17 protein-coding genes are annotated in these 23562 nt (G+C 38.5%); 13 read left to right on the top strand and 4 right to left on the bottom strand.

Translation table 11 applies throughout. The features are described 5' to 3' along the window. Window positions 1-13: 13 nt before the first annotated feature. From D0T08_RS22390 to dapA, 9 genes are all read left to right on the top strand, one after another. Window positions 14-2407, top strand: a complete 2394-nt coding sequence (locus tag D0T08_RS22390) for a glycosyl hydrolase family 95 catalytic domain-containing protein (protein WP_116984983.1) — start codon at window positions 14-16, stop codon at window positions 2405-2407. Between the two features lie 44 nt (window positions 2408-2451). Next, the gene (locus tag D0T08_RS22385) at window positions 2452-4362 is read left to right on the top strand and encodes a glycoside hydrolase family 88 protein (protein WP_116984982.1); all 1911 of its coding nucleotides are present in this window, start codon (window positions 2452-2454) and stop codon (window positions 4360-4362) included. Window positions 4363-4695: 333 nt separating this feature from the next. Continuing rightward, a complete protein-coding gene (uxaC, locus tag D0T08_RS22380) occupies window positions 4696-6096 on the top strand; it encodes a glucuronate isomerase (protein ID WP_116984981.1) in 1401 nt (466 codons plus the stop codon). An 8-nt stretch (window positions 6097-6104) separates the two neighbouring features. Beyond that, window positions 6105-8636: a glycosyl hydrolase gene (locus D0T08_RS22375; RefSeq protein WP_116985041.1), complete on the top strand. Its 2532-nt coding sequence runs from the start codon at window positions 6105-6107 to the stop codon at window positions 8634-8636. 60 nt (window positions 8637-8696) lie between these two features. Continuing rightward, window positions 8697-9992 carry an MFS transporter gene (locus D0T08_RS22370; RefSeq protein ID WP_116984980.1) on the top strand — a complete coding sequence of 432 codons (1296 nt, stop codon included), beginning with the start codon at window positions 8697-8699 and terminating at the stop codon, window positions 9990-9992. 48 nt (window positions 9993-10040) lie between these two features. Then, on the top strand, window positions 10041-10481 hold the full coding sequence (locus tag D0T08_RS22365) for a nuclear transport factor 2 family protein (RefSeq protein ID WP_116984979.1): 441 nt from the start codon (window positions 10041-10043) through the stop codon (window positions 10479-10481). Between the two features lie 111 nt (window positions 10482-10592). Then, window positions 10593-11087 (top strand): serine hydrolase, encoded by a 495-nt coding sequence (locus D0T08_RS28015; RefSeq protein WP_229239027.1) that lies wholly within the window; start codon window positions 10593-10595, stop codon window positions 11085-11087. After that, window positions 11042-11872, top strand: coding sequence for a serine hydrolase (locus D0T08_RS28010; protein ID WP_310586294.1), 831 nt, complete (start codon window positions 11042-11044; stop codon window positions 11870-11872). The genes D0T08_RS28015 and D0T08_RS28010 overlap by 46 nt, the downstream gene beginning before the upstream one ends. Window positions 11873-12055: 183 nt before the next feature. After that, the gene (gene dapA / locus D0T08_RS22355; protein ID WP_116984978.1) at window positions 12056-12940 is read left to right on the top strand and encodes a 4-hydroxy-tetrahydrodipicolinate synthase; all 885 of its coding nucleotides are present in this window, start codon (window positions 12056-12058) and stop codon (window positions 12938-12940) included. Between the two features lie 22 nt (window positions 12941-12962). On the opposite strand, the gene D0T08_RS22350 is transcribed toward dapA, so the two are convergent. Further along, window positions 12963-13877: a YihY/virulence factor BrkB family protein gene (locus tag D0T08_RS22350; protein ID WP_116985040.1), complete on the bottom strand. Its 915-nt coding sequence runs from the start codon at window positions 13875-13877 to the stop codon at window positions 12963-12965. Window positions 13878-14068: 191 nt separating this feature from the next. Here D0T08_RS22350 and D0T08_RS22345 point away from each other — a divergent pair, with 191 nt between their 5' ends. Next, window positions 14069-15631: a PglZ domain-containing protein gene (locus tag D0T08_RS22345; RefSeq protein ID WP_116984977.1), complete on the top strand. Its 1563-nt coding sequence runs from the start codon at window positions 14069-14071 to the stop codon at window positions 15629-15631. Between the two features lie 8 nt (window positions 15632-15639). After that, complete coding sequence (locus D0T08_RS22340) at window positions 15640-16347, top strand: hypothetical protein (RefSeq protein ID WP_116984976.1); 708 nt, start codon at window positions 15640-15642, stop codon at window positions 16345-16347. Between the two features lie 7 nt (window positions 16348-16354). Here the strand turns inward: D0T08_RS22340 and D0T08_RS22335 are convergent, their stop codons facing one another. Both D0T08_RS22335 and fsa read right to left on the bottom strand, forming a co-directional pair. Next, window positions 16355-17035, bottom strand: coding sequence for a cell division ATP-binding protein FtsE (locus tag D0T08_RS22335; protein ID WP_116984975.1), 681 nt, complete (start codon window positions 17033-17035; stop codon window positions 16355-16357). Between the two features lie 79 nt (window positions 17036-17114). After that, window positions 17115-17774 carry a fructose-6-phosphate aldolase gene (gene fsa, locus D0T08_RS22330; RefSeq protein ID WP_116984974.1) on the bottom strand — a complete coding sequence of 220 codons (660 nt, stop codon included), beginning with the start codon at window positions 17772-17774 and terminating at the stop codon, window positions 17115-17117. Window positions 17775-18205: 431 nt separating this feature from the next. Between fsa and D0T08_RS22325 the strand changes: the two genes are divergently transcribed. Next, complete coding sequence (locus tag D0T08_RS22325; RefSeq protein WP_116984973.1) at window positions 18206-19720, top strand: tail fiber domain-containing protein; 1515 nt, start codon at window positions 18206-18208, stop codon at window positions 19718-19720. 10 nt (window positions 19721-19730) lie between these two features. Then, window positions 19731-20114 (top strand): hypothetical protein, encoded by a 384-nt coding sequence (locus D0T08_RS22320; protein ID WP_116984972.1) that lies wholly within the window; start codon window positions 19731-19733, stop codon window positions 20112-20114. 51 nt (window positions 20115-20165) lie between these two features. On the opposite strand, the gene D0T08_RS22315 is transcribed toward D0T08_RS22320, so the two are convergent. Then, the gene (locus D0T08_RS22315) at window positions 20166-23471 is read right to left on the bottom strand and encodes a VCBS repeat-containing protein (RefSeq protein ID WP_116984971.1); all 3306 of its coding nucleotides are present in this window, start codon (window positions 23469-23471) and stop codon (window positions 20166-20168) included. Window positions 23472-23562: the final 91 nt, after the last annotated feature.

Here is a 23562-nt window from a genome sequence, read left to right as displayed (position 1 = left end):
AATAAACCCGGGCATGAAAAAATATAAACTACTACTACTACTTTTTACAGTTACAAGTTTAAGCTACGCACAACCTGATAAAACGCTATGGTATAAGAAACCTGCGCAGTATTTTGAAGAAACGCTGGTGTTGGGAAATGGCAAATTAGGAGCTACCGTTTTTGGTGGAGTGCAATCTGACAAGATTTACCTAAACGATGCCACTTTGTGGTCGGGTGAGCCCGTGAATGCGAATATGAACCCGGAGGCTTATAAAAATATCCCTGCTATCAGAGAGGCTTTGAAGAATGAAGATTATCAATTAGCAGATAAACTTTACCGCAATATACAGGGCAAATATTCTGAGTCTTTTGCGCCGTTGGGTACTTTATACATCAATTTTGCGAATCGGGACAACGCACAAAATTATTACCGTGAGCTAAATATTGGCGAGGCAGTTTCCAAGACTACTTACGAGATTGATGGGGTAAAGTACACCAGAGAATACTTTGTTTCTCACCCTGACCAGGTTATGGTGATTAAGTTGAGCAGCAGTAAACCTGGCGCACTCAATTTTGATATAAAGTTTAATAGCCTACTCAAAAACAGGGTATCTGGTAATGATAATCTGCTAACAGTAAACGGTTATGCACCTGTAAAAGCTGCCCCGAATTATGTGAATATCCCTGATGCAGTAGTATTTGACGAAACGAAAGGAATCCGTTTTACAACTTTAGCCAAAATCAAAAACAATGGCGGTGGTGAAATTGTGCACACAGATAGCACAGTAGGTATCAAAAACGGCACCGATGTACTTCTTTTTGTAGCCATAGCTACGAGTTTCAATGGTTTTGATAAAAACCCCGCTACCGAGGGTCTTAATAATCAGACAATAGCTGCTGCAAATCTGAATCAAGCTTTCGCCAAAACCTATACGCAGTTAAAAAACGCGCATATCAAAGACTATCAGTCATTCTTCAATCGGGTAAGTTTAAATCTGGGAGCTACGCAAGCCCCCAATTTACCAACAGATGAACGTTTAAGGCGTTATGCCGAGGGGAAAGAAGATAAAGTATTAGAAGTCTTATATTTTCAATATGGCCGTTATCTTTTAATTAGTAGTTCACGTACTAAAGGTGTACCTGCCAATTTGCAAGGTATCTGGAATCCTTATATGCGTCCGCCGTGGAGTAGTAACTATACTACCAATATCAATGCTGAGGAAAATTATTGGCTGGCAGAAAATACTAACCTATCTGAAATGCATACTCCGCTATTAGGTTTTATCAGAAATGCCTCCGAAACCGGAAAGATTACGGCAAAGACTTTCTATGGTGTGAATGGCTGGACAGTAGCGCACAACTCTGATATATGGGCGATGAGTAATCCGGTAGGAGATTTTGGCAAAGGCGACCCGGTTTGGGCTAACTGGACGATGGGTGGCACGTGGTTAAGCACACATTTGTGGGAGCATTATATCTTCACGAAAGACATTAACTTCCTGAAAAATGAGGCTTATGATCTTATGCGTGGCGCAGCACAGTTTTGTCTGGAGTTTATGATTGAAGATAAGAATGGGCATTTAATAACTTCCCCTTCTACCTCTCCTGAGAATAAATACGTCAATTCTGCAGGATACAAAGGCGCTACGCTTTATGGTGGTACCGCCGACCTTGCTATGATCAGAGAATGCTTTGAGCAGACTATCAAGGCTTCTAGAATACTGAATATTGATGCTGAGTTCAGAGGGAAATTAGAACAGGCATTGGCCAAATTATATCCTTATCAGATCGGTAAAAAAGGGAATTTGCAGGAGTGGTATTATGATTGGGAAGATGAAGACCCGAAACATCGCCATCAATCACACTTGTTTGGTTTGTTTCCGGGCAATCATATTACACCTGAAAAAACACCATTACTAGCCGATGCCTGTCGCAAAACTTTAGAAATTAAAGGCGATGAAACAACCGGTTGGTCAAAGGGCTGGCGGATAAACCTCTGGGCAAGGTTATGGGATGGCAATCATGCCTATAAAATGTATCGTGAGCTATTACATTATGTAGAACCTGATGGCGTAAAAACCAACTATGCCCGTGGCGGTGGTACTTATCCTAATCTATTTGATGCCCACCCCCCTTTCCAGATTGACGGGAATTTTGGAGGTGCCGCTGCAGTGGCTGAAATGCTGGTACAGTCAGACGATAGTCAGATTCGATTACTCCCAGCTTTGCCTGATGATTGGGCGAATGGTTCAGTAAAAGGCATATGTGCCAGGGGAGGCTTTGAGGTCTCCATGACCTGGGCGAATAAAAATATCAAGACCTTGACGGTTTTCTCTAAAAAAGGTGGAGAAACCTTGCTTATTAATGGTAAAAAATCAAAAAAAGTTAATCTGAAAGCAGGGCAAAGCTTAAATGTGATATTATAGATTTGCTACGAATGTTCAATTATTTATAGTTTATTATCTTGATTATGAATACGAAAAAAATTCTTGCTATACTTTCTTTTGCCAGCTTGACAAGCTTTGCACAAAAACCCTATTCGGTACAAATGGCCGAATCATTTATGACATGGCATAAAGACTCTATTGCTGTTAAACCCAATAGACCTGCTGCGTGGGATTATGAGCAAGGACTGATGTTAAAGGCACTCGAAAAAGTATGGTACCGCACCGGAGACGGTAAATATTTTGAGTATATCCGTAAAGATTTAGACCGATATGTGCAGAAAGATGGCAGCATCCGAACTTATCCTTACAATGATTTTAATCTGGATAATGTACCTACCGGCAGAGCATTATTGATGCTTGCCCAACAAACTCAACCTGATAAAGATAAGTACATCAAAGCAGCTAATTTGTTATGGAAACAAATTGAAAATCAGCCTAAAACCAAAGAGGGCGGTTATTGGCATAAGCAACGCTATCCATATCAAATGTGGCTAGATGGCCTGTTTATGTGCGAGCCTTTTGCAGCCGAATACAGCAAGCTCTTCAATAAGCCGGAGCATTTCGATGATATTGCCGGGCAATTTGCTTTGATTGAAAAGTATGCAGTAGACGAACAGACCGGCCTGGTGTATCACGGCTACGATGAAAGCAAAGAGCAAAAATGGGCTGACAAGAAAACGGGTCTTTCACCTCATTTCTGGAGTCGCGCGATTGGTTGGTATGCGATGGCTTTGGTTGATGTTTTAGATTATTTTCCCGAAAATAATCCTGAAAAAGTGAATCTTATTAAATATCTGAAACGCTTAGCCCCTGCTTTGGTAAAATATCAGGACGCAAAAACCGGGGTGTGGTATCAGATGACTACGCAAGGCACTCGTAAAGGCAACTACTTTGAGGCTTCGGGTTCATGTATGTTTGTATATGCCCTGGCTAAAGGTGTAAGACAGGGTTATTTAGATGCAAAATATCTGACGGCAGCAAAAAAAGGTTATGCGGGAATCTTGAAAGAATTTGTCGAGAAAGAAAAAGATGGTACTATCAGCCTTAATAAAACGGTTAGCGTAGGTGGTCTGGGAGGCAACCCTTACCGTGATGGTTCTTATGAGTATTATCTGAGCGAACCTATTCGTAAAAATGATTTGAAGGGCGTAGGGCCATTTATTTTTGCTAGTGTAGAAATGGAAATTGCTAATGAGAATTCATTAGGCAAAGGTAAGGTTGTAGCAGTAGATGGGCATTTCAACAATGAGTTCAGAAAAGATCTGAATGGAAATCAGGAGAATTTCCATTATACCTGGGACGATCACATGCACTCGGGTTTCTGGTTATGGGGTACTATCTTTAATGAATTAGGTGCACGAACAAATACTATTAAAGCTGCCCCCACCGCCGAAAATCTAAAAGATATAAATGTCTATATCATTGTTGACCCTGATACCAAAAAAGAAACAGCCAAGCCTAATTTTATTAAGCCAGATGATATTAGAACTATCAGCAATTGGGTACGAAATGGGGGTGTATTAGTCATGATGGCGAATGACACTGCTAATTGTGAACATAAAAACTTCAATCTTTTGGCCAAAGAATTTGGTATACAGTTCCTGCCTAAAAACATTAATATGGTTCAAGGTACGCAATGGGAACAGGGCCGCCTGGATATTCCGGCTAATAATCCTGTTTTCAAAAATACCCAGGCTGTTTATATCAAAGAATTAGCCCCGCTGGCATTAAGCGGCACGGCAAAGGCTATATTAAGTGATAAAGGAGAGGTAATTATAGCTGTAGCCAAAGTAGGCAAGGGAACTGTATTTGCCGTGGGTGATCCCTGGTTGTATAATGAGTATACTGATGGTAGACGTATTCCAATTGTGTATCAGAATTTCAGTGCGGCTAAGGATTTGGCTACATGGTTGTTGCAGCAGAGTGCGAAGTGATGATTTAGGTTATAATAGATTTTAGAAAATCATATGATATTAATTTTATTAATCCCGTAGGGATAATATATCGTTTTTAATATATCGTCCCTATGGGATTACAAATCAATAACAAATATCTTTTTACCAATATACCATCCCTACGGGATATTAATAATTACTAGCTTTCTTTTCTCTAATGTCAAAATAGTATTAAAAAAAGAAAAATTAGGGCAGAATAAATTAATTGAAACTAAATAGTTTTGCTGAATCAATATTTCACTCATTATTAAGAGCAGAGCAAAGGACTGAAAATCCTCGTGTCATTCTATAAAATTTAGCCTTTCAGAGAGCATGAAACCGTTTTTAGACGAAGATTTTTTATTGCAAACCAAAACTGCCCGCACGCTCTATCACGAGTTTGCGAAAGATATGCCTATTATTGATTATCATAACCACTTGCCTCCTGACCAGATATTGTCGGATAAAGTGTTTAAGAATATCACAGAAATATGGCTTTATGGCGACCATTATAAATGGCGTGCCATGCGTACCAATGGAATCAATGAAAAATATTGCACGGGAGATGCCTCTGATTATGAGAAATTTGAGAAATGGGCAGAGACTGTGCCTTATACGATGCGTAATCCATTATATCATTGGACGCACCTTGAATTACAACGCTATTTTGATATAAAAGATACTTTGAGCCCTAAAACTGCAAAGCAGATTTATGATATCAGTTCAGAGAAAATCAATTCTCAGGAATTTTCGGTACGCAATCTGCTTCGTAAAATGAATGTAAAGGTGGTTTGCACAACTGATGACCCGCTTGATTCATTAGAATTTCACCAGAAATTAAGAGAAGCAGATGATTTTGAAATAAAAGTACTTCCTGCTTTCAGACCAGATAAGTTTATCTTGATTGATAACCCTAATTTCCCGGCTTATATCCAGAAATTAGGTGCAATAGTCAATTTTGAAATACAGTCTTTTGAAGATTTATTGAAGGCGCTTCGCCAGAGAGCCGATTTCTTCGCTTCACAAGGTGGTCAGATCTCTGACCATGGCTTAGAGCAAATTTACGCCGCCGATTTCACACCTGAATCAGCCGATAGTGCATTTAGAAATGCTATTGCAGGTAAAACTCTTTCAGAAACAGAAGCAAACATTTTCAAATCGGCTATTCTACATGAATTAGGTAAAATGTATGCCGAATTGGGTTGGACGCAACAATTCCACTTAGGAGCATTGCGTAATAATAACAAGCGCGCGATGCGTATATTAGGCCCTGATACAGGTTGGGATTCTATCGGAGACTGGTCACAGGCTGCGGCTTTATCTAAATTCTTAGGTAAACTGGATGAATACGACCAATTGGCTAAAACAATTATCTATAACCTGAATCCCAGAGATAATGAGTTGATTGCCACCATGGTGGGTAATTTCAACGATGGATCGATGGCTGGAAAAGTACAGTTTGGCTCGGGTTGGTGGTTTCTTGACCAGAAAGATGGCATGGAGAGACAAATCAATGCGCTATCGAACATGGGTCTTTTGAGCCGCTTTATCGGTATGTTGACGGATTCCCGTAGTTTCTTGTCGTTCCCTCGCCATGAGTATTTCCGTCGTATTCTTTGTAATATCTATGGTAATGATATTGAAAATGGTGAACTTCCTAATGATATTCCTTGGATTGGTGAGACTATCCAGAACATTTGCTATAATAACGCCAAAAACTATTTCGGTTGGTAATCGATAGAATGAAACGCTTTATTTTCCTTTTTTGCCTGATTGTTTGTCAGGTTTCGGCGCAAGTATCTACAACCAAGCCCTGGGCTTATTGGTGGTGGATGGGTAGTGCCGTTACAAAAGAGGGAATCCGGCAGAATCTACAGGAATACGCCAAAGCAGGTTTCGGTGGTATGCATATTATTCCGATTTATGGCGTAAAAGGGGAAGAAAGCAAGTTTCTGCCATACTTATCGAAAGAGTGGTTGGATATGCTTGATTTTACCTTGCAGGAAGCTAAGAAAAACAATCTGGGTATCGACATGACTTTGGGTACAGGCTGGCCATTTGGTGGTAAAAATGTATCGGCACAAGATGCTGCCCAGGCTTTCAAAGTCGTAGAAAAAGATGGAAAGTATACACTCACCTTTGCTCCTACCAATCAGAAAGTAAAGAGAGCGGCACCTGGAGGTGAGGGACTGGTAGTTGACCATTTTAATAAAGCGGCTCTTGAGCGTTATCTGCAAACTTTTAAAGATGCTTTCGGGCAAAAAAAGTATCCCGTTCGTGCTTTTTACAATGATTCGTATGAAGCATATGGTGCTAACTGGACAGCTAATTTCTTTCAGAGATTCAAAGAGTTAAGAGGGTATGATTTGCAGACTCATCTGGATGTATTATCCAAAGAGAAAGCGGAAACCGAGAGAGAAAAGCTTATCTGGGGTGATTATAATGAAACGCTTTCAGATATTCTTCGGGATGATTTTACTAAAATATGGGTTGGTTGGTCAAAGCAGCAAGGTAAAATTACCCGTAACGAAGCGCATGGATCACCTGCCAACATTCTTGATTTGTACGCCATAGCCGATATTCCGGAAACAGAATTTTTTGGTAGCAAGCCCTATGATATTCCTCTTTCCAGGATAGACCCTGATTATGAAGAAAAACGCTTTGGTGTACCTGACGCATTGGTCGTGAAACTGGCCTCATCAGTAGCTCATATTACCGGCAAAAAGTTAGTTAGTTCAGAAACAGCCACCTGGCTTGCCAATCATTTTAAAGTATCGCTTTCACAGGTCAAACCTATTATAGATGAGTCGTTCATCGGGGGGGTAAATCATATTTTTTATCATGGTCTCCCCTATTCACCACCCAATGAACCATTTCCGGGTTGGTTGTTTTATGCCTCAACCAATTTCAATCAGCAGAGCCACTTTTGGGAATATCTACCGCAGTTAAACAATTACATTGCGCGCTGTCAGGAAAAATTGCAAAACAGCAAACCTGATAATGATATCCTGATGTATTTTCCTTTCTATGATGCGTGGCAATCGGTGGGTAATAAAGCTAAAACGCATGCCATCGATGTACATGCCATTATGAAAGATGGTATGTTAAAGTCAGCTTTTGGCGATGCCTGCAAAGAATTAATTAAGCATGGATATAGCTTTGATTTTGTTTCTGATCTGCAATTGAAAAATTCTCAAATCGGCAATAAACAACTGATTACACAAGGGAAACAGGCGTATAAAGCGATTGTAGTTCCACTCATTCAATATCTTCCAGTAGAAACATTGGTTTATCTGGAAAAATGCAAAAGTGCAGGCATACCTGTGTTTTTCATTAACCAATTACCCAAATCTACCACAGGTTTTCATAATTGGGATACACGCCAAAAGCAATTTGAGCAGGTTTTATCCAAATTGGGTAATACAGTCAGCCAGAATATTATTGAGAGTCTGAAAGTTGCTAAAATCCGACAGGAAAATATGGCTGAATTGGGTTTATCATTTATTCGTAAGAAAAACTCAAATGGCACGGTTTACTTCGTCAGCAATTTAGGCAATCAGTTTCAGCAAGGAAATATTCAGTTGGCTACTTCGGCGCAAGCGGTTAGGGTATATGATGCACTTCATCAGAAAAGTACCTGGGTAATTGTCAAACGAATCAGTAACAATTTAATAGAAGTACCTTTATCGCTTTTTGGTGGGGAAAGTGTATTTATTGAAGCCTTTAATCAAAAGCCAGCGAATGTAAAAGTTTCTGCCTCTAAAATAGTTGGTGAATCGATTGCACTAAAAGGCAACTGGAAAGTAGATTTTGTAAAAGGGCAACCTTTTATCCCAAGCTCATTTCAGACTGATAGTCTGCAATCATGGGTAAATCTGAGTGATTCAACGGCTCAGTATTTTAGTGGAACTGCTCATTATCAATTACAATTCAGTCTGGATAAAAATCAGATAAAAAATGGCTATTTAGATTTAGGAGATGTAAGAGAAATGGCAACTGTGAGACTCAATGGCAAAGACTTAGGCAAATACTGGTCTCTACCTTTCCGGGTGCCATTTACGGCAGATATGCTAAGCAGTACGAACAAATTAGAAATAGAAGTAACCAATTTATCGGCTAACCGGATTAGGTATTTAGATAAAACAGGAGTAAATTGGAAGAAATTTTATGACACCAATATGGTGGACATCCGTTATCAACCCTTTAACGCAGCTAAATGGCAACCTGTTCCGTCAGGATTGTTAGGCCCAATAAAATTAGTTTTTGAGAAATAAATCCATCACTGAAAGGAAAACCTCCTTTCCCCGAACCTAACGTTTTTAACCCTATAAACTATGGAAAAAATTGGAAAGTATCGTTGGACTATCTGTAGTCTGCTTTTTATTGCCACCACTATTAATTATCTCGACCGGAACGTAATTTCTTATTTAAAACCTTACCTGGCTGAAGCTTTTAAATGGTCGCCTGAACAGGAAGTGAACGACTATGCTAATATCGAATTAGCTTTCAAATTTGCTTATGCCTTCGGGATGTTTTTTGCAGGTGGTTTTGTTGACAAATTCGGAACAAAACTAGGCTATGCCATCGCAACCGGACTCTGGAGTGTAGCGGCTGTTGCTCATGCTTTTTGTACAGGTACTTTAGGTTTTATCGTAGCCCGTATTTTCTTAGGAGTTACAGAGGCCGGAAACTTCCCTGCTGCTATTAAAGCGGTAGCCGAATGGTTCCCTCAAAAGGAAAGAGCACTGGCTGCAGGTTTTTTCAATTCAGGCACAAATATCGGTGCTATTATAGTACCATTATCTGTTCCTGTAATTGCCGAAACAATGGGTTGGCAGTGGGCATTTATTCTAACCGGGGTCATTGGTTTTGGCTGGCTTATTTTATGGTTTATTTACTATGAAGTACCGGAAAAACAAAAGCGTTTATCAAAAGCGGAATACGACTATATTCAATCAGATAAAGCAGAGCCAGTTTCACAGGAAAGTGTATCCTGGGGAAAACTTTTAACTTATCGGCAGACATGGGCATTTGCTATTGGTAAATTCCTGACTGACCCTGTTTGGTGGTTCTATCTTTTCTGGTTGCCGGACTTCCTGATGAAACAATATGGTCTTTCTAAAACTGAAGTGGCCGTACCTTCTGCCTTGGTTTATATCATTGGTAGTTTCGGTAGTATCTTTGGTGGTTGGCTGCCTTTAAACTTTATCAATAAAAACTGGCCTGCATTTAAGGCTCGTAAAACCAGTATGCTTATCTACGCCTTTGCCGTATTACCAGTGTTATTCTCTCAGTATCTGGGTGCAATTAATATGTGGCTGGCTGTTTTGGTAATCGGTATTGCAGCCTCAGCTCACCAGGCATGGAGTGCGAATATTTTCACCACAGTATCTGATATGTTCCCTAAAAAAGCTACCGGTTCTGTAACTGGTATAGGTGGTATGTTTGGTGGTTTAGGAGGTATCCTGCTTACTTTTCTGGTGCAAAAGAATATGTTTGTTTACTATACCAGAATAGGCCAGATACAAACCGGATACTTCATTATGTTCTGTATCTGCGGAGCAGCCTATCTTCTGGCATGGTTGATTATGCACCTACTGGTTCCTAAAATGAAAAAAGTAGAGCTGTAAGACAGATTCGAGAAATATTATATTATTCAACCTAAGAAATTATTCAGCATGAAAAAGTTAATGGTATTAGGGATTTTCCTATTAGTTAGCCAATTCTCTTTCGGACAAGACGTAAAAGCAACGATTGAAGACTTGGAAAGAAAACGCTTTGCGGCACAGGTAGCTAAAGACGGCGATTTTTTAAATAAAATCTTTGCTGATGATTTAATTTATGTGCATTCGAGCGGGAAAATGGATAATAAGGAAGCCTATGTTGCCTCTGTTCTGAATGGTACAAGCGTTTATTCAAAAATAGATATAGAGGCCATCTCTGTTAGAGAGTACAATAAAGGGCAGACAGCGGTAGTGAACGGAACAGTTCTTGTCACTCAACCACCTGTGAATGACAAACCTGTATTTTTGCACTTGCGTTATCTGGTTGTTTATACCAAAGACAGTAAAAAAGGCTGGCAGTTAAACTCGTGGCAGTCTTCGAGATTGCCCAATTGATTCTTATTTTATTCTAAGCAAAATTAACAGTGGTTTTACTACTTCTAAAATTAAGAGAAGTAGTAAAACCTTTCTTATTATTCAGAACATCCCTATTTTACCATAAATCCCATGAAAAGACTAGCTTCTTTATTAAGCTTTCTAATACTTTTTCTGCTGACAGGAGTTAATGCACAAATACCTCAGATATTAACGCAAGCCAAAACGCCAGAAGAAGTAGGGTTTTCGAGTGAAAGATTGAAAAAACTGGATGCCCATTTTCAGGATATTGTAGACAAAGGTATTGCTCCTAATATCGTTACTTTGATAGCTCGCAAAGGTAAAATTGTGCATGAAAAAGCCTCTGGATATAGTAATTTAGAAAATAAGACTCCATTAAAGAAAGACGATATTTTTAGAATTGCTTCTCAATCAAAACTCATTACTACTGTTGGCTTGATGATGCTGTTTGAAGAAGGTAAATTCTTTTTAGATGAACCTATCTCTAAATATATTCCATCGTTTAAAAACGCTAAAGTATTAGTGAGCTATGATGAAAAAGAAAAGATAGGAGCAAGTATATTACCAGACCTGCCAAATCAGCCATTACTATCCGTCAGTTATTAAGCCATTCGGCAGGTATTCCTTATGAGCATCCCCTGCAGGACTTGCCGGAATATAAAGTACCCTTCTTCTGTTCGGTAGATAATGATATGCTGCGCGATGTGGTTGATAAAATAGCTGGCCGCCCCCTCTTATCAGACCCCGGCACACAATTTACCTACGGCTTAAATACCGATGTGATTGGCCGTTTGATTGAAGTATTGTCAGGCCTATCATTTGTCGAGTACTTACGCAAAAAAATACTTGACCCTCTTGGGATGAATGATACTTATTTCTACTTGCCTGCTGAGAAGACCAATCGGTTGGTGGAGTTGTATTCCAAAGGCAATATTGGTGATAAATTGACACTACATACAAACGACACTTATCGCAAGTTTGCCATAACCGGACAGAAAACCTATTTCTCAGGTGGCGCAGGTTTGGTAAGTACGGTTCAGGATTATGCTAAAATTTGCCAATTCATACTGAACAAAGGAGAGTTTAATGGCAAAAGATTGTTAAGCAGAAGTACGGTAGATTTAATGGCAAGAAACCAGATTGGTGACAGCTTTGTGTGGGACAGACAGGATAAATTTGGTCTGGGTTTACAAATCATTACACCTGACTCACATTATGGCGATAATGCTTCGCCAGGCTCTTTGACATGGGGAGGTATGTATTGTTCTGAATATACTATTGACCCCAAAGAAGATTTGATTCTGTTGGTATTTACCAATGTGCATCCTTATGCCCATTATTCTGATATTGTGCGTAAATTCAGGATTCTGGTTTATCAGGCACTTTTGTAATTTACTATACGGAACAAATTTTTTAAAATTATCCTAAAAATGCCCTTAAACGTTGTTTCTATGGACGGAACCTTTTTGTAATTTAAAAAGTGGCTGTTGGTTATGAACTGCCTTATCGTTTTGCAAAGTCCGATTTTCTGACGAACTTTGCCCATCTAGATAATCTCTATTATTTCAATAAAAATGGCACATCCGTTACAAGGAGTAGGTGTAGCTTTAATAACACCATTTGATGAACAGCACGAAGTTGATTTTGACGCTTACGGCAGGCTGCTCGATTTTACAAGCACAGGCGGGGTAGATTATTTTGTTGTGCAAGGTACAACAGGAGAAACCTCTACTACTACAGCCCAAGAAAAGACTGATTTATTAAAGTATACAAAGGAACATAATCCGAAGAACCTGCCGATTGTTTATGGTTTGGGCGGTAACAATACCAAAGCAGTTTTAGAAACTATCAAGGCCACTGATTTATCTGGTGTTACAGCTATTCTTTCGGTTTGTCCTTATTATAATAAGCCTCCACAGGCCGGGTTAATTGCGCACTTTACAGCGATTGCTGATGCCTCTCCGGTGCCCGTTTTATTGTATAATGTTCCGGGGCGTACGGTTATCAGCTTACAGATTCCGACGATTGTTGAATTGGCCAAGCACCCAAATATCATAGGTATAAAAGATGCCAGTACTATCGAAAACGCTTTGGAATTAGCCAAACGCTGTCCTGAAGATTTCCTTTTATTATCAGGTGATGATAATCTGGTTACAACCTCTATCAGCGTTGGTTTTAAAGGGGTTATTTCGGTAATTGCCAATGCTTTCCCGAAAGAGTTTGGGGAGCTGACCTGGGCTGCTTTGAATGGTGATTATGCCAAAGCTGCCGATCTACAAAAGAGATTTGTAGATTTTGATACGCTGCTTTATACAGAATCAAATCCGGTCGGTATCAAAAAATGCCTTGAAATCAAGAAAGTATGTAGTTCAGAAGTACGTTTGCCTTTGGTAAAAGCTTCTGATAGCTTAGGTGAGAAATTGGAAAAAGCCATGATAGCCGAGGGTTTCTGGCAATAATCCATTAATAAATAAATATTTATTATTTCAAAGGTGAGTCAATCTCACCTTTTTCAATTTTATAGGTAGTAAGTGCTTCCCGAACTGAAATATTGATTTCAAAGCCCAAAATAAGAATCAGGGCAATGAGATACAACCATACCATCAATGCTATTAGCGTACCGATAGAGCCATAGAGCTTGTTATAAGAGTTAAAATTAGCCAGATAAAATGAAAAAAGGTTGGTGGCTAAAATTCCCAGGAAAGAAGCTATAAAGGCACCCAAATTGAAGAATTTTAATCTTTTATGAACCGCGGGAGCAAAATAGTAGATAACACAAATACCCAGAAAGAAAATCAGGAAGATTCCACCATAGCGCACCACCTGAAACAAGTAAAAAGTAAAGTTTTCGTTCAGTAGTCCTTTAGCAAACAAGAAATCTATGATTATTCTACCCACAACCAGGATAACAATAGCGCAAACCATCACAATAATTAACAATACTGTCAGAAAAAGGGCTATTAGTCTGGCTTTCAGGTAATTGCGTTTTTCTTTTACCTGCAACGCCATATTAAAAGCGCGCATGAGTGCCATCATGCCATTGGTAGCAGCAAAAACTGTAAAGAAAAACCCGAATGATAGTACATCACTTCGTTTTCTGCTTACAATATCCTGTATAGTTACTGAGGTATTTTCATAAATCCCACGTGGCATGGCATCTTCCAGAAAATCCATAATCAACTTATCAAGATGATTGATGGGGATAAAAGGGATAAGTGTAAATAAGAAAATAATGCCCGGGAAAACAGCCAATAAAAAACTATAGGAAACTGAAGCTGCGCGTTGGTCAATATCAAAAGTTATAATTTTTTTCCAGAGAATTGTCAACAAATTATAGAGTGAAACAGTTGTGTTCCATAGATAGATACTTTCAAGAAAGGATTGAAGTCGTTTCAAATCAGGGCTTCTTTGGTCTTTGTTACAAAAATACAAATTTACTTGTTTTCACTAATCACAATGCAGATTTTCATGAATCTTACGATTTTGCAATCTACACAAATTAAGAAAATTTAAGCGTGCGTATAGGCAATAAAAGTTCGTATTTTTGCATTGTAGCTTTACATAATTTTCACAAAACTGATAATCTAATGCGATATAACATACTCTGGGCAGACGACGAGATAGATTTACTAAAACCATACATAATTTTTCTGCAAGGCAAGGGCTACGATGTTACACCGGTACCAAGTGGAGCTGATGCCATTGACAAAGTAGAAACAGAACGCTTTGATGTAGTTTTTTTAGATGAAATGATGCCCGGTATGACAGGGCTGGAAACGCTTTCTCAAATTAAAGTACTCAAGCCTAATTTGCCCATAGTAATGATTACGAAATCGGAAGAAGAGCGGATTATGGAAGATGCTATCGGCTCAAATATTGCCGATTATCTGATAAAGCCGCTTAATCCAAATCAGATTTTACTTTCAGTTAAAAAGATACTTGAAAATAAACGCCTGATTTCTGAAAAGACTAACCTGGGATACCAGCAGGATTTCCGTAATCTGGCCATGCAGTATAACGACCGTATCGGGCATGAAGAATGGGCTGAAATCTACAAGAAGCTTATCTACTGGGAGCTTCAGTTAGACCGCTCAGAAGATAAAAGTATGGAAGAGGTTTTTGGCATGCAAAAAGCGGAAGCCAACTCCAATTTCTGTAAATTTATTGAAGAAAACTACGAAGACTGGCTTAATGACCCTAAAGTCGATAAACCGATACTTTCGCACCAGTTAATGAAGAAAAAGGTTTTTCCTTTGGTGCAGTCAAACTCTCCACTCTTCTTTTTACTGATAGATAATCTTAGATACGACCAATGGAAAATATTAGAAGAGGTTATTAGCGGCTATTTCAACGTAGAAGAAGAAATTGATTATTATGCGATTCTGCCTACAGCTACTTCTTATGCACGTAATGCTATTTTCTCTGGTCTGATGCCATCTGATATGGCTCGCCAACACCCTGATTTATGGGTGAACGACGAGGGAGAAAATGAAGATGCACTCAATAATAATGAAGCAGAATTTCTGAAACGCCAGATTGATAAAACCCGCCTGAATATCAGTTTCTCCTATCATAAAATCTTAAATATTAATCAAGGGAAAAGTCTGGTTGATAACTTCAATAATTTATTAAAAAACCAGCTGATAGCCATTGTCTACAACTTCGTGGACATGCTTTCACATGCTCGTACCGAAATGGGGATGATTAAAGAACTGGCACCCGACGAGTCTGCTTATCGTTCCATTACAAGATCTTGGATTGAACACTCGCCTTTATTAGATTTATTGAAGAAAATAGCTGAGAAAAAAGGTCGGTTAGTGATTACAACCGATCACGGGATGATTCGGGTAAAACATCCAAAACGAATTGTAGGTGACAGAAACGTAAATACGAATTTACGTTATAAACAGGGTAAAAATCTAAACCTAGATGATAAAGATGACCATGTGCTGGTAGTCAGGAAACCTGAATTATTTATGTTGCCAAGGCCAAACGTGTCAACAGCTTACTTCTTTACAATGGAAGATTATTTCTTTGCCTATCCGAATAATTATAACCATTATGTGAGCCATTATAAAGACACTTTCCAACATGGAGGTATCTCGATTGAGGAGATGATTGTGCCGTTTGCTTATCTGACTGCGAAATAGTAACAAAAATGAGATTCATACTTTGTATATTTTTTTGTACGAGTTTATTAGGGGCTGTTGCTCAACAAACGCAACAGCCTACCTATATTGAAGATAAATATTCTTACTTTATTGCCTTGAATATGGGTAATGCAGTAGGGAATTATAAAAGTATATTAAAAGAAGGGAATAAAGCAGGCACCAAATTTGGTCTAACAGGTGGTGTTCTATTTAATCCTTATAGTCGCAAGAAAGCTTCACCAGTTTTCTATGGCGCTGAAATTGGTTTTCAAGGAGATGGCAGAGAAGATCCGATTACTACTTACAGCGGAGATTTCCGTGTGAGTAATACTTCTTTCTGGCTGAATGGTTTAGCACGTTATCGCCCTGTTTTATGGAGTTCAAAAATCAATCCCTATGCCGATGCTTTTTTCGGTGCTAAATTTATTCAGACAAGCCTGGTAGAACAATTGAATGAAGAAGAGTCAGAAACCCTGGAGCGCTGGACTAAAGTAACGCCCAATTACGGCTTAGGTATTGGGCTAGGTATTAAACTGTTTGGAAGCATGAAAAACAGCTATCTGGATATAGGAGTCTATTATCAACAGGCAGATGCTACCAAGATTGTAAAGCCAAATACAGTAGAGATTGATAGTAATTTTGAGTATAAAAGTAAGCAAGTGCTCACTGCTACGAATCAATGGGTAGTTAAGGTAGGTATTACAGGCTTCAACTAAAGGAATTTTAGAGACTCTCTGATAAGTCCTGTACTAATCCTTTATCGCAATATAGCGTGCGGCGTGGAAAGCGTTCTATCAATTCAAAATCGTGGGTAGCCATTAATACAGCTGTATTCGATTTCTCATTAATATCCATAAATAACTTCAGAATCTCCACCGACATCTCGGCATCAAGATTACCTGTTGGTTCATCTGCCAATATAATTTGTGGTTGATTCAGCAAAGCGCGGGCAATACCTACTCTTTGCTGTTCACCTCCGGATAACTGGTGAGGCATCTTTTCAAGAATATTAGGCAGATTAACTAAGTTCAATACTTCGGTGATTCTCACGCTCATTTCTTCCTTATCTTTCCACCCCATGGCTTTCAGATAAAATATGAGATTTTTTTCTATATTTCTATCACCTAATAACTGAAAATCCTGAAAAACTATGCCGATGTTTCTCCTTAAATGCGGTATTTGAGAACGCTTTAAGGCATGAAGTTCATAGCCTACTACTTCCCCTGTGCCCTTTTCAAGCCAGAGGTCGGCATATAATGTTTGTAAAACTGAAGATTTTCCACTACCTGTTCGACCAATCAAATAAACAAATTCACCTTCGTGAATAGTAAAATTCACTGCTGATAACACCAGTTGATCGCGTTGGTAAATATAGGCATTCTGCAGAGAAATGATGGGCTCCATGTATCGGCATTAATTATTTGTCAATATTAAGCAGTTTTCGCCATATTCAGCAAAAACTGCTTAATATTAATCAAAAAGCTTATTTCTGATTAGCTTTAGCGTGATCAGCCAGGAATTTAGCTAAACCGCTATCAGTCAATGGGTGATTCAGTAAGGCTAAAATGGCTGAAAGCGGGCCTGTCATTACATCAGCACCGATTTTAGCACATTGAATGATATGCATTGGGTGGCGAACTGAGGCAGCTAAAATCTGTGTTTCGTAGCCATAATTATCATAAATCAGACGAATGTCTTCAATAAGATTCATACCATCTGTTGAAATATCATCTAAACGACCTACGAATGGTGATACATACGTAGCTCCGGCTTTTGCAGCTAATAGGGCCTGGCCTGGTGAGAAAACTAAAGTACAGTTGGTTTTGATACCTCTTTCTGAAAAATATTTAATAGCCTTGATACCGTCTTTTATCATGGGTATCTTTACTACTATCTGCTCATCTATTTCTGCTAATTCTTCTCCTTCATTAATCATCTCTTCGTATTTTGTCGAGATTACCTCTGCGCTTACATCACCGTCTACAATCTCACAAATCGCTTTGTAGTGACGCATCACGTTATCTTTTCCGGCAATACCTTCTTTTGCCATTAAAGATGGATTGGTGGTAACACCATCAAGCACACCAAGGTCTTGTGCTTCTTGTATTTCTTTGAGGGAGGCGGTATCGATAAAAAATTTCATAGAACATATAGCCCCATATCCGAAAACCGGAAGATTTTGTTAGGAACTTTCATGCCTTTGGGGTTTAGCTACATGAAAGTAGTGGTATATTTGAACAATTGCTATGAGCCAAAAACAAAAAAAGGCAAATTCACCGCTCAACCACAATACCCTTGCTTCGGTCAAGACCTGGGGGATTCAGCAGGAGCTGGTAATTTGCCGCTGCAAAGGTAAGAAACTTTTACACTCCCTACAAGTGGTTTCAGAAAAAAGAAGAATGCGAATGTATCAATACATACAAAAATACATAACCACTTGCTAATTTTTTATAGATAAAATGCCCTCAACATATTTAAACCCATAAAAAAATTATATCTTTGACACAATAAGTAATCTTGCATTAACTTATTGATTGTCACCTAATTAATTAAATACCATAAAACTAATCTATCATGAAAATAACCTCTCCTATTGTGTCAGGTTGTGTCTTTTTTCTATGCCTGATGACGCTCTACGAGGCCTTTCCCCAGAGCGCAAAAAAGACAAAAAAAACTACAAAGGAAACTTCCGGATACATTGTACCAAAGGTTTATGCGCAACGAAAAAGCCCTGAACAATTCCTGAAGGACCAGTTAGGTCAGAAAATCGAACTGAAAGAACGCAGTATTGCCGATCAGGTAATTCCTGACGATTTGATCGTTCAAGGCAGTGGATGCTTTGGTTTTGACTGTATTAATAATGAAAATTTTGGTTTTAATACTATTCGCTTAAAAGAGAATAACTTAAGAATTGGCTTTGATGATACCAGTGTTGGTACATATCCGGCTAATGACTGGGAAATAGAAACTAATGAAAGTGCCAGTGGTGGTACAAACCATTTTGCTATTAGAGATATAACCGGAGCAAAAATTCCTTTCAAAATTATGGCCGGAGCATCAACAAATGCTCTCTTTCTGGCTTCAACTGGAAGGATCGGTTTGCGGACAGACAACCCTGTATTAGATCTGCATATCAATACTAGTAATACGCCTGCTATAAGACTTGAACAAAATAACTCAGGCGGTTTCTCAAGCCAAACCTGGGATATGGCAGGTAATGAGGCTAATTTTTTTGTCAGAGATGTTACCGGTGGCAGTCTTTTGCCCTTCAGAATAAGACCTGGCGCTCCTACCAGTAGTATAGATATTGCGGCTTCTGGTAATGTAGGTATAGGCACTGCATCTCCTCAAAAAAAGTTACATGTCAGCAAAAGTACAAACCCCGTTATAAGAATAGAGCAAACAGGTTCTATTGCCCGCCAATGGGATATAGGAGTAACCGACTCAACTTTTTTTGTTAGCCATGCTGACACTCTTATACCTTTTGTAATAAAACCCGGTGCTCCTAATAGTAGTATTGACATTGCTACTTCTGGTAAAGTTGGGATTGGCACCGCAAGCCCTTTAGCCAAAATACATGTCGAAGGCACTGCTTTTATTAAAGATACTCTATATGCATTAGGGCCAATTATGCCTGGTTCGATTATTTCACCATCAGATATTAAACTGAAAAGAAATATTGCGGATATGAGTAGTATGTCGAAAATAATCAGTTCATTAACTCCCAAGACGTTTTATTATAGAACTGATGAATATCCGAATTTAGGATTTTCGAAAAATCTACAATATGGTCTTATTGCGCAGGAAGTTGAAAAGGTTTTACCATCTTTTGTAAACCCAAGTACAGTTCTTGGCAAAGGGGAAACATTTAAAACGGTAAATTATGTCGGACTCATTCCTATTCTATTACAAGGCATAAAAGAACAGATAGCTGTTAATGAACAGCAACAAGCAGAGATTAATGTCCTAAAGGCCAAACTGGCTCAGTATGAAGTTTTAAATGCCCGCTTAGAACGATTGGAGGCTGTCTTAAATAAAGCAGCTATGTTAAGTAAAGACGAAAAAGAGAAAAAAGCCGACAAAAAATAAATCTGAAAAAATGAAGACTATCTATACCATCATTATTCTGTCTTTTCTAAGCCTGCCTGCATTTTGCCAAAGTATTGATCAAAATGGCCGCACGCTCGAACAGCAAAAAATCACTTCTGTCGCGCCTGTACAAGAAGCCTATTTACAAGAAGATGTTTCTGCTAAAACAATTGCGTCATTCAAATTAAAATACGCACTGCCAGCAGGAAAAACTTCAGGAGAAATAGTTTTGTTTCATCCTAAAGTTGATCAGGTTCTTAAAAAAATCAGTTTGACTCAGCAACAAGGTTCAGTTGAAATTTCGACGAAAGATTTACTTGTTACAGGTGTCTTGGCAACCCTATATGCAGATACTACCCCTTTACAAACCAAGGCTATTAAATTAATTGAATAAAGAGAAAACTCATTCAAAAGTTCGATAGCATGTAAATACTATCGAACTTTTTTATTTCCCTTTAAAAACTTTCAATGGAGCGTTATTTTGAGACAATACATAGAGTTTGTTTTTTGAAGCGGTTTTCAAGGCAATTATATCTTTGCAATCTCCATCTGCTACAAAACCTGTTTTGTCATAAAGTGTAGGTTTAAAGTTTCCTTTACCATCTCCCATGAGAATAAGCCCCACAGAAGAATCATATCTACCTGCAATAGGCTCTGCATCATAGGCATTCCCTACTATCATTATATCTAAATTACCATCATGATTGACATCTTCTACTAATAAGCTTTGAACAGGTGCCCATAGAGCTATTTGTGGCAAAGGTTTTAAAGTAAATTTTCCATTCCCCATATTTTCAGCGTACATGCTTTCCTGCATATAGGCTTGCTTAATTATGGCTTGCTTCATTTGTAAATCTGTCAGCACCTCTTTCATGGTTGCTTTGGCATAACTAGCATAGTTAGGGAATTTTGTCCGGAAAGAGGGTAATTGCCGAAGCAAATCGTCTCTAGTCGGAATTGGATGCTCCCTGCCGTTGATATAATAAGATGGAATACCATCCCAACGGCCATTATCATCATAATCTGCCCCATATACTTTCAACGGTTCCTCCAATGAACAATGATAACGGGAGTTTAAACCCATATTGCCTAATACTAAATCTATGTCTCCATCCTTGTCAAAATCTCCAGCAGATAATGCATTCCAGAAGCCATCTGAATTTGGAAATGTATCTAGATTACTTAATTTGCCTTTATTATTTTTAAAGATGCTGATAGGCATCAACTCCCCTACCACTACTAAATCAAGCCAGGTATCATTGTCTATATCTACCCAGGCAGCATCTGTAACCATGCCGATTTTGGCGAGATCGGCTGAAGTTTGAGCAGTATAATTGCTGAAAATACCATAATCGTTTTTCAATAAATAGCTATCTCCTGATTGAGGGTATTGTAAGGGAGTTAAGCGTCCACCTCTGAAAATATCTAAATCACCATCTTTATCGTAGTCGGCAACAGCTACACAAGAGCCACTATGATTGATAACCGGCAATTGATTAGTGGCATTAGTGAAGTTCCCTTTGCCATCATTCAGGTATAGCCTGTCCTGATAGAATTTTGAGCCATCTGGGTATTCATTAGAGCCGCTTACTATGTATAAATCCAGATCTTTGTCGCGGTCTGCATCAAACAATACCATTTCTATGTCTTCTTCGCCTTTTAGCAACGATTCATCTGTATATGACTTCTGAATAAACTTGCCTGATGGTGTCTGTACAAAGAATTTTCCATAATTTTTATACGAACCGCCGACAAAAAAATCTTCTAGTCCATCATTATTAATATCTCCGGCGGCCATTTTCGGCCCTTGTTGCGATAGTTTATGTAGTAATAAGGTTTCTACATTATAATCTACATAACGTTCTTCCTTGGGTTGGAAATTGATATTAACTAATGAAGTTACATCTGCTAATAAAGTATTTTCTGGCTGCTTAGAAGTTTTATTAGATATGGTAGCATTCACATAATCTAATCTGAGTGTCTCATTCGCTTTTATATTTTTCAGCTTTTGTACCTTGCCATCTGTCCAGACTATTTCCAGCGAATCAATTTTATCATTGCTCCCAAGTCCAAAATGAATGACATAGTCTACCGATGAGGCATATCCTTTTGTAACAGCCTGATGATATTTCTGCAGATTACCTTTTGTATAAATACTTACTTCGCTTCCTAAACCATGAATATTTTTTGCACTGCCTTTCAATTGAATCTTTAAAAAATTAGCTTTCCCGGCATCATTCCGCATTATATAAGCAGGCTTATTGGTATTATTTACCACCAAATCCAAATCTCCGTCATTATCCAGATCAGCATAGGCAGCTCCATTCGAAACAGATAGAGAATCACCAAACCAATTTTGGGTAGTATTTGCAAAAGTCAAATCTCCATTATTTTTATAGAAACAATTTACATCATTCCACGAGGGTAATTCTAATGACCTGTCAATCATATACCTTCTCAGGTTGCCCAGATTACGCTGTTCATAGGCCACATTGTAGGAAATAAAATCAAGGTTGGTAATATCTCTCAGATAGCCATTTGATATAAATAAATCTTTTAAACCATCATTATCAAAATCAGCAAACAGAGGCGCCCAGCTCCATTGGCTGCTATGAACACCTGACAATTGCCCGATTTCCGAAAAAAGTAGTCGACCATCAGGTGTTTTACCTAAATTCACATGTAGCATATTCCGCATAAATTGCGAATGGTATCCGGTATTCAGTTCTACATCATATTGTTCAAAGTTGCCCGGCCCTGTCATCATTTTCCGTTGTTCGTTATTGGCGGGTAGCATATCTACTGTTATAATATCCATTCGTCCATCATTATTAAAATCGGCTACATCATTACCCATCGAAAAGCGACTATGGTGCTTCAGGTATTCTTTTGCCATTTCCTTAAATGTACCGTCATGGTTATTTATATACAGCAAATCATTAGGCAGAAAATCGTTGCTTACGAAAACATCTTCCCAGCCATCATTATCAATATCACAGATGGATAAACCCAGGCCATTACCATCGTGTAAAATACCTGCCTTTTTGCTTACATCAGTAAATTTAGCATTGCCATTATTCTGGTATAATTTATCAGTTGAATACCCCGTTCCATCATTAACTGGCACGGTTATACGATTTGGGTTACGAACCATATTGGTTGTTGTCAATAAATACATGTCCAGATCACCGTCTTTATCAAAGTCAAAAAAGGCTGCCTGACTCGAATAGGTGGTATCTGCCAAGCCATATTCCTGCGCTTTTTCTTTAAAAGTCGGAATACCGTTTTGTCCGTTACCCTGGTTGATATACAATTGATTTGCACGCAAATCTCCTTTATAATTACCTGACTTACACACATATATATCTAATAAACCATCAGCATTCACATCTGCCAATGTTACTCCTGTTGACCACCCTCGTTTGATTATTCCTGCTTTCTCGGTAATATCCTCAAATTTAATTGAGCCGTTTTCTTTCTTGCTTATATTCAGATAAATACGATCACCGGACATATTTGAGGTAAAATACAAATCTGGCAGATTATCATTATTTAAGTCCCCAACAGACACACCTGCTCCATTATATACATTATGAAAATCGTAAAGATTAAACTGCTCATTTTCAATAACTGTATTCTGAAAGGTTACCCCTGTTTCAGAAGCAGGTAATAAGGTAAATAGTGTTTTTGACTTGCTTTTGCAGGAAAATACCAGAGGCAGTAAAAGGATCAAAAGGAATTTTGGATTCATGGCTCAAAGAAAAATACTGGGATAGGTGTTTAGCTAGAAAGTTATGAAACTTTTAACTTGACAGCAAATGTTTTTTTCGGTTGCTTTGATA

Source organism: Emticicia sp. C21 (genome assembly GCF_003418935.1).
Classification (GTDB): Bacteria; Bacteroidota; Bacteroidia; order Cytophagales; family Spirosomataceae; genus Emticicia.
This window is presented reverse-complemented; position numbering and strand designations above follow the sequence as displayed.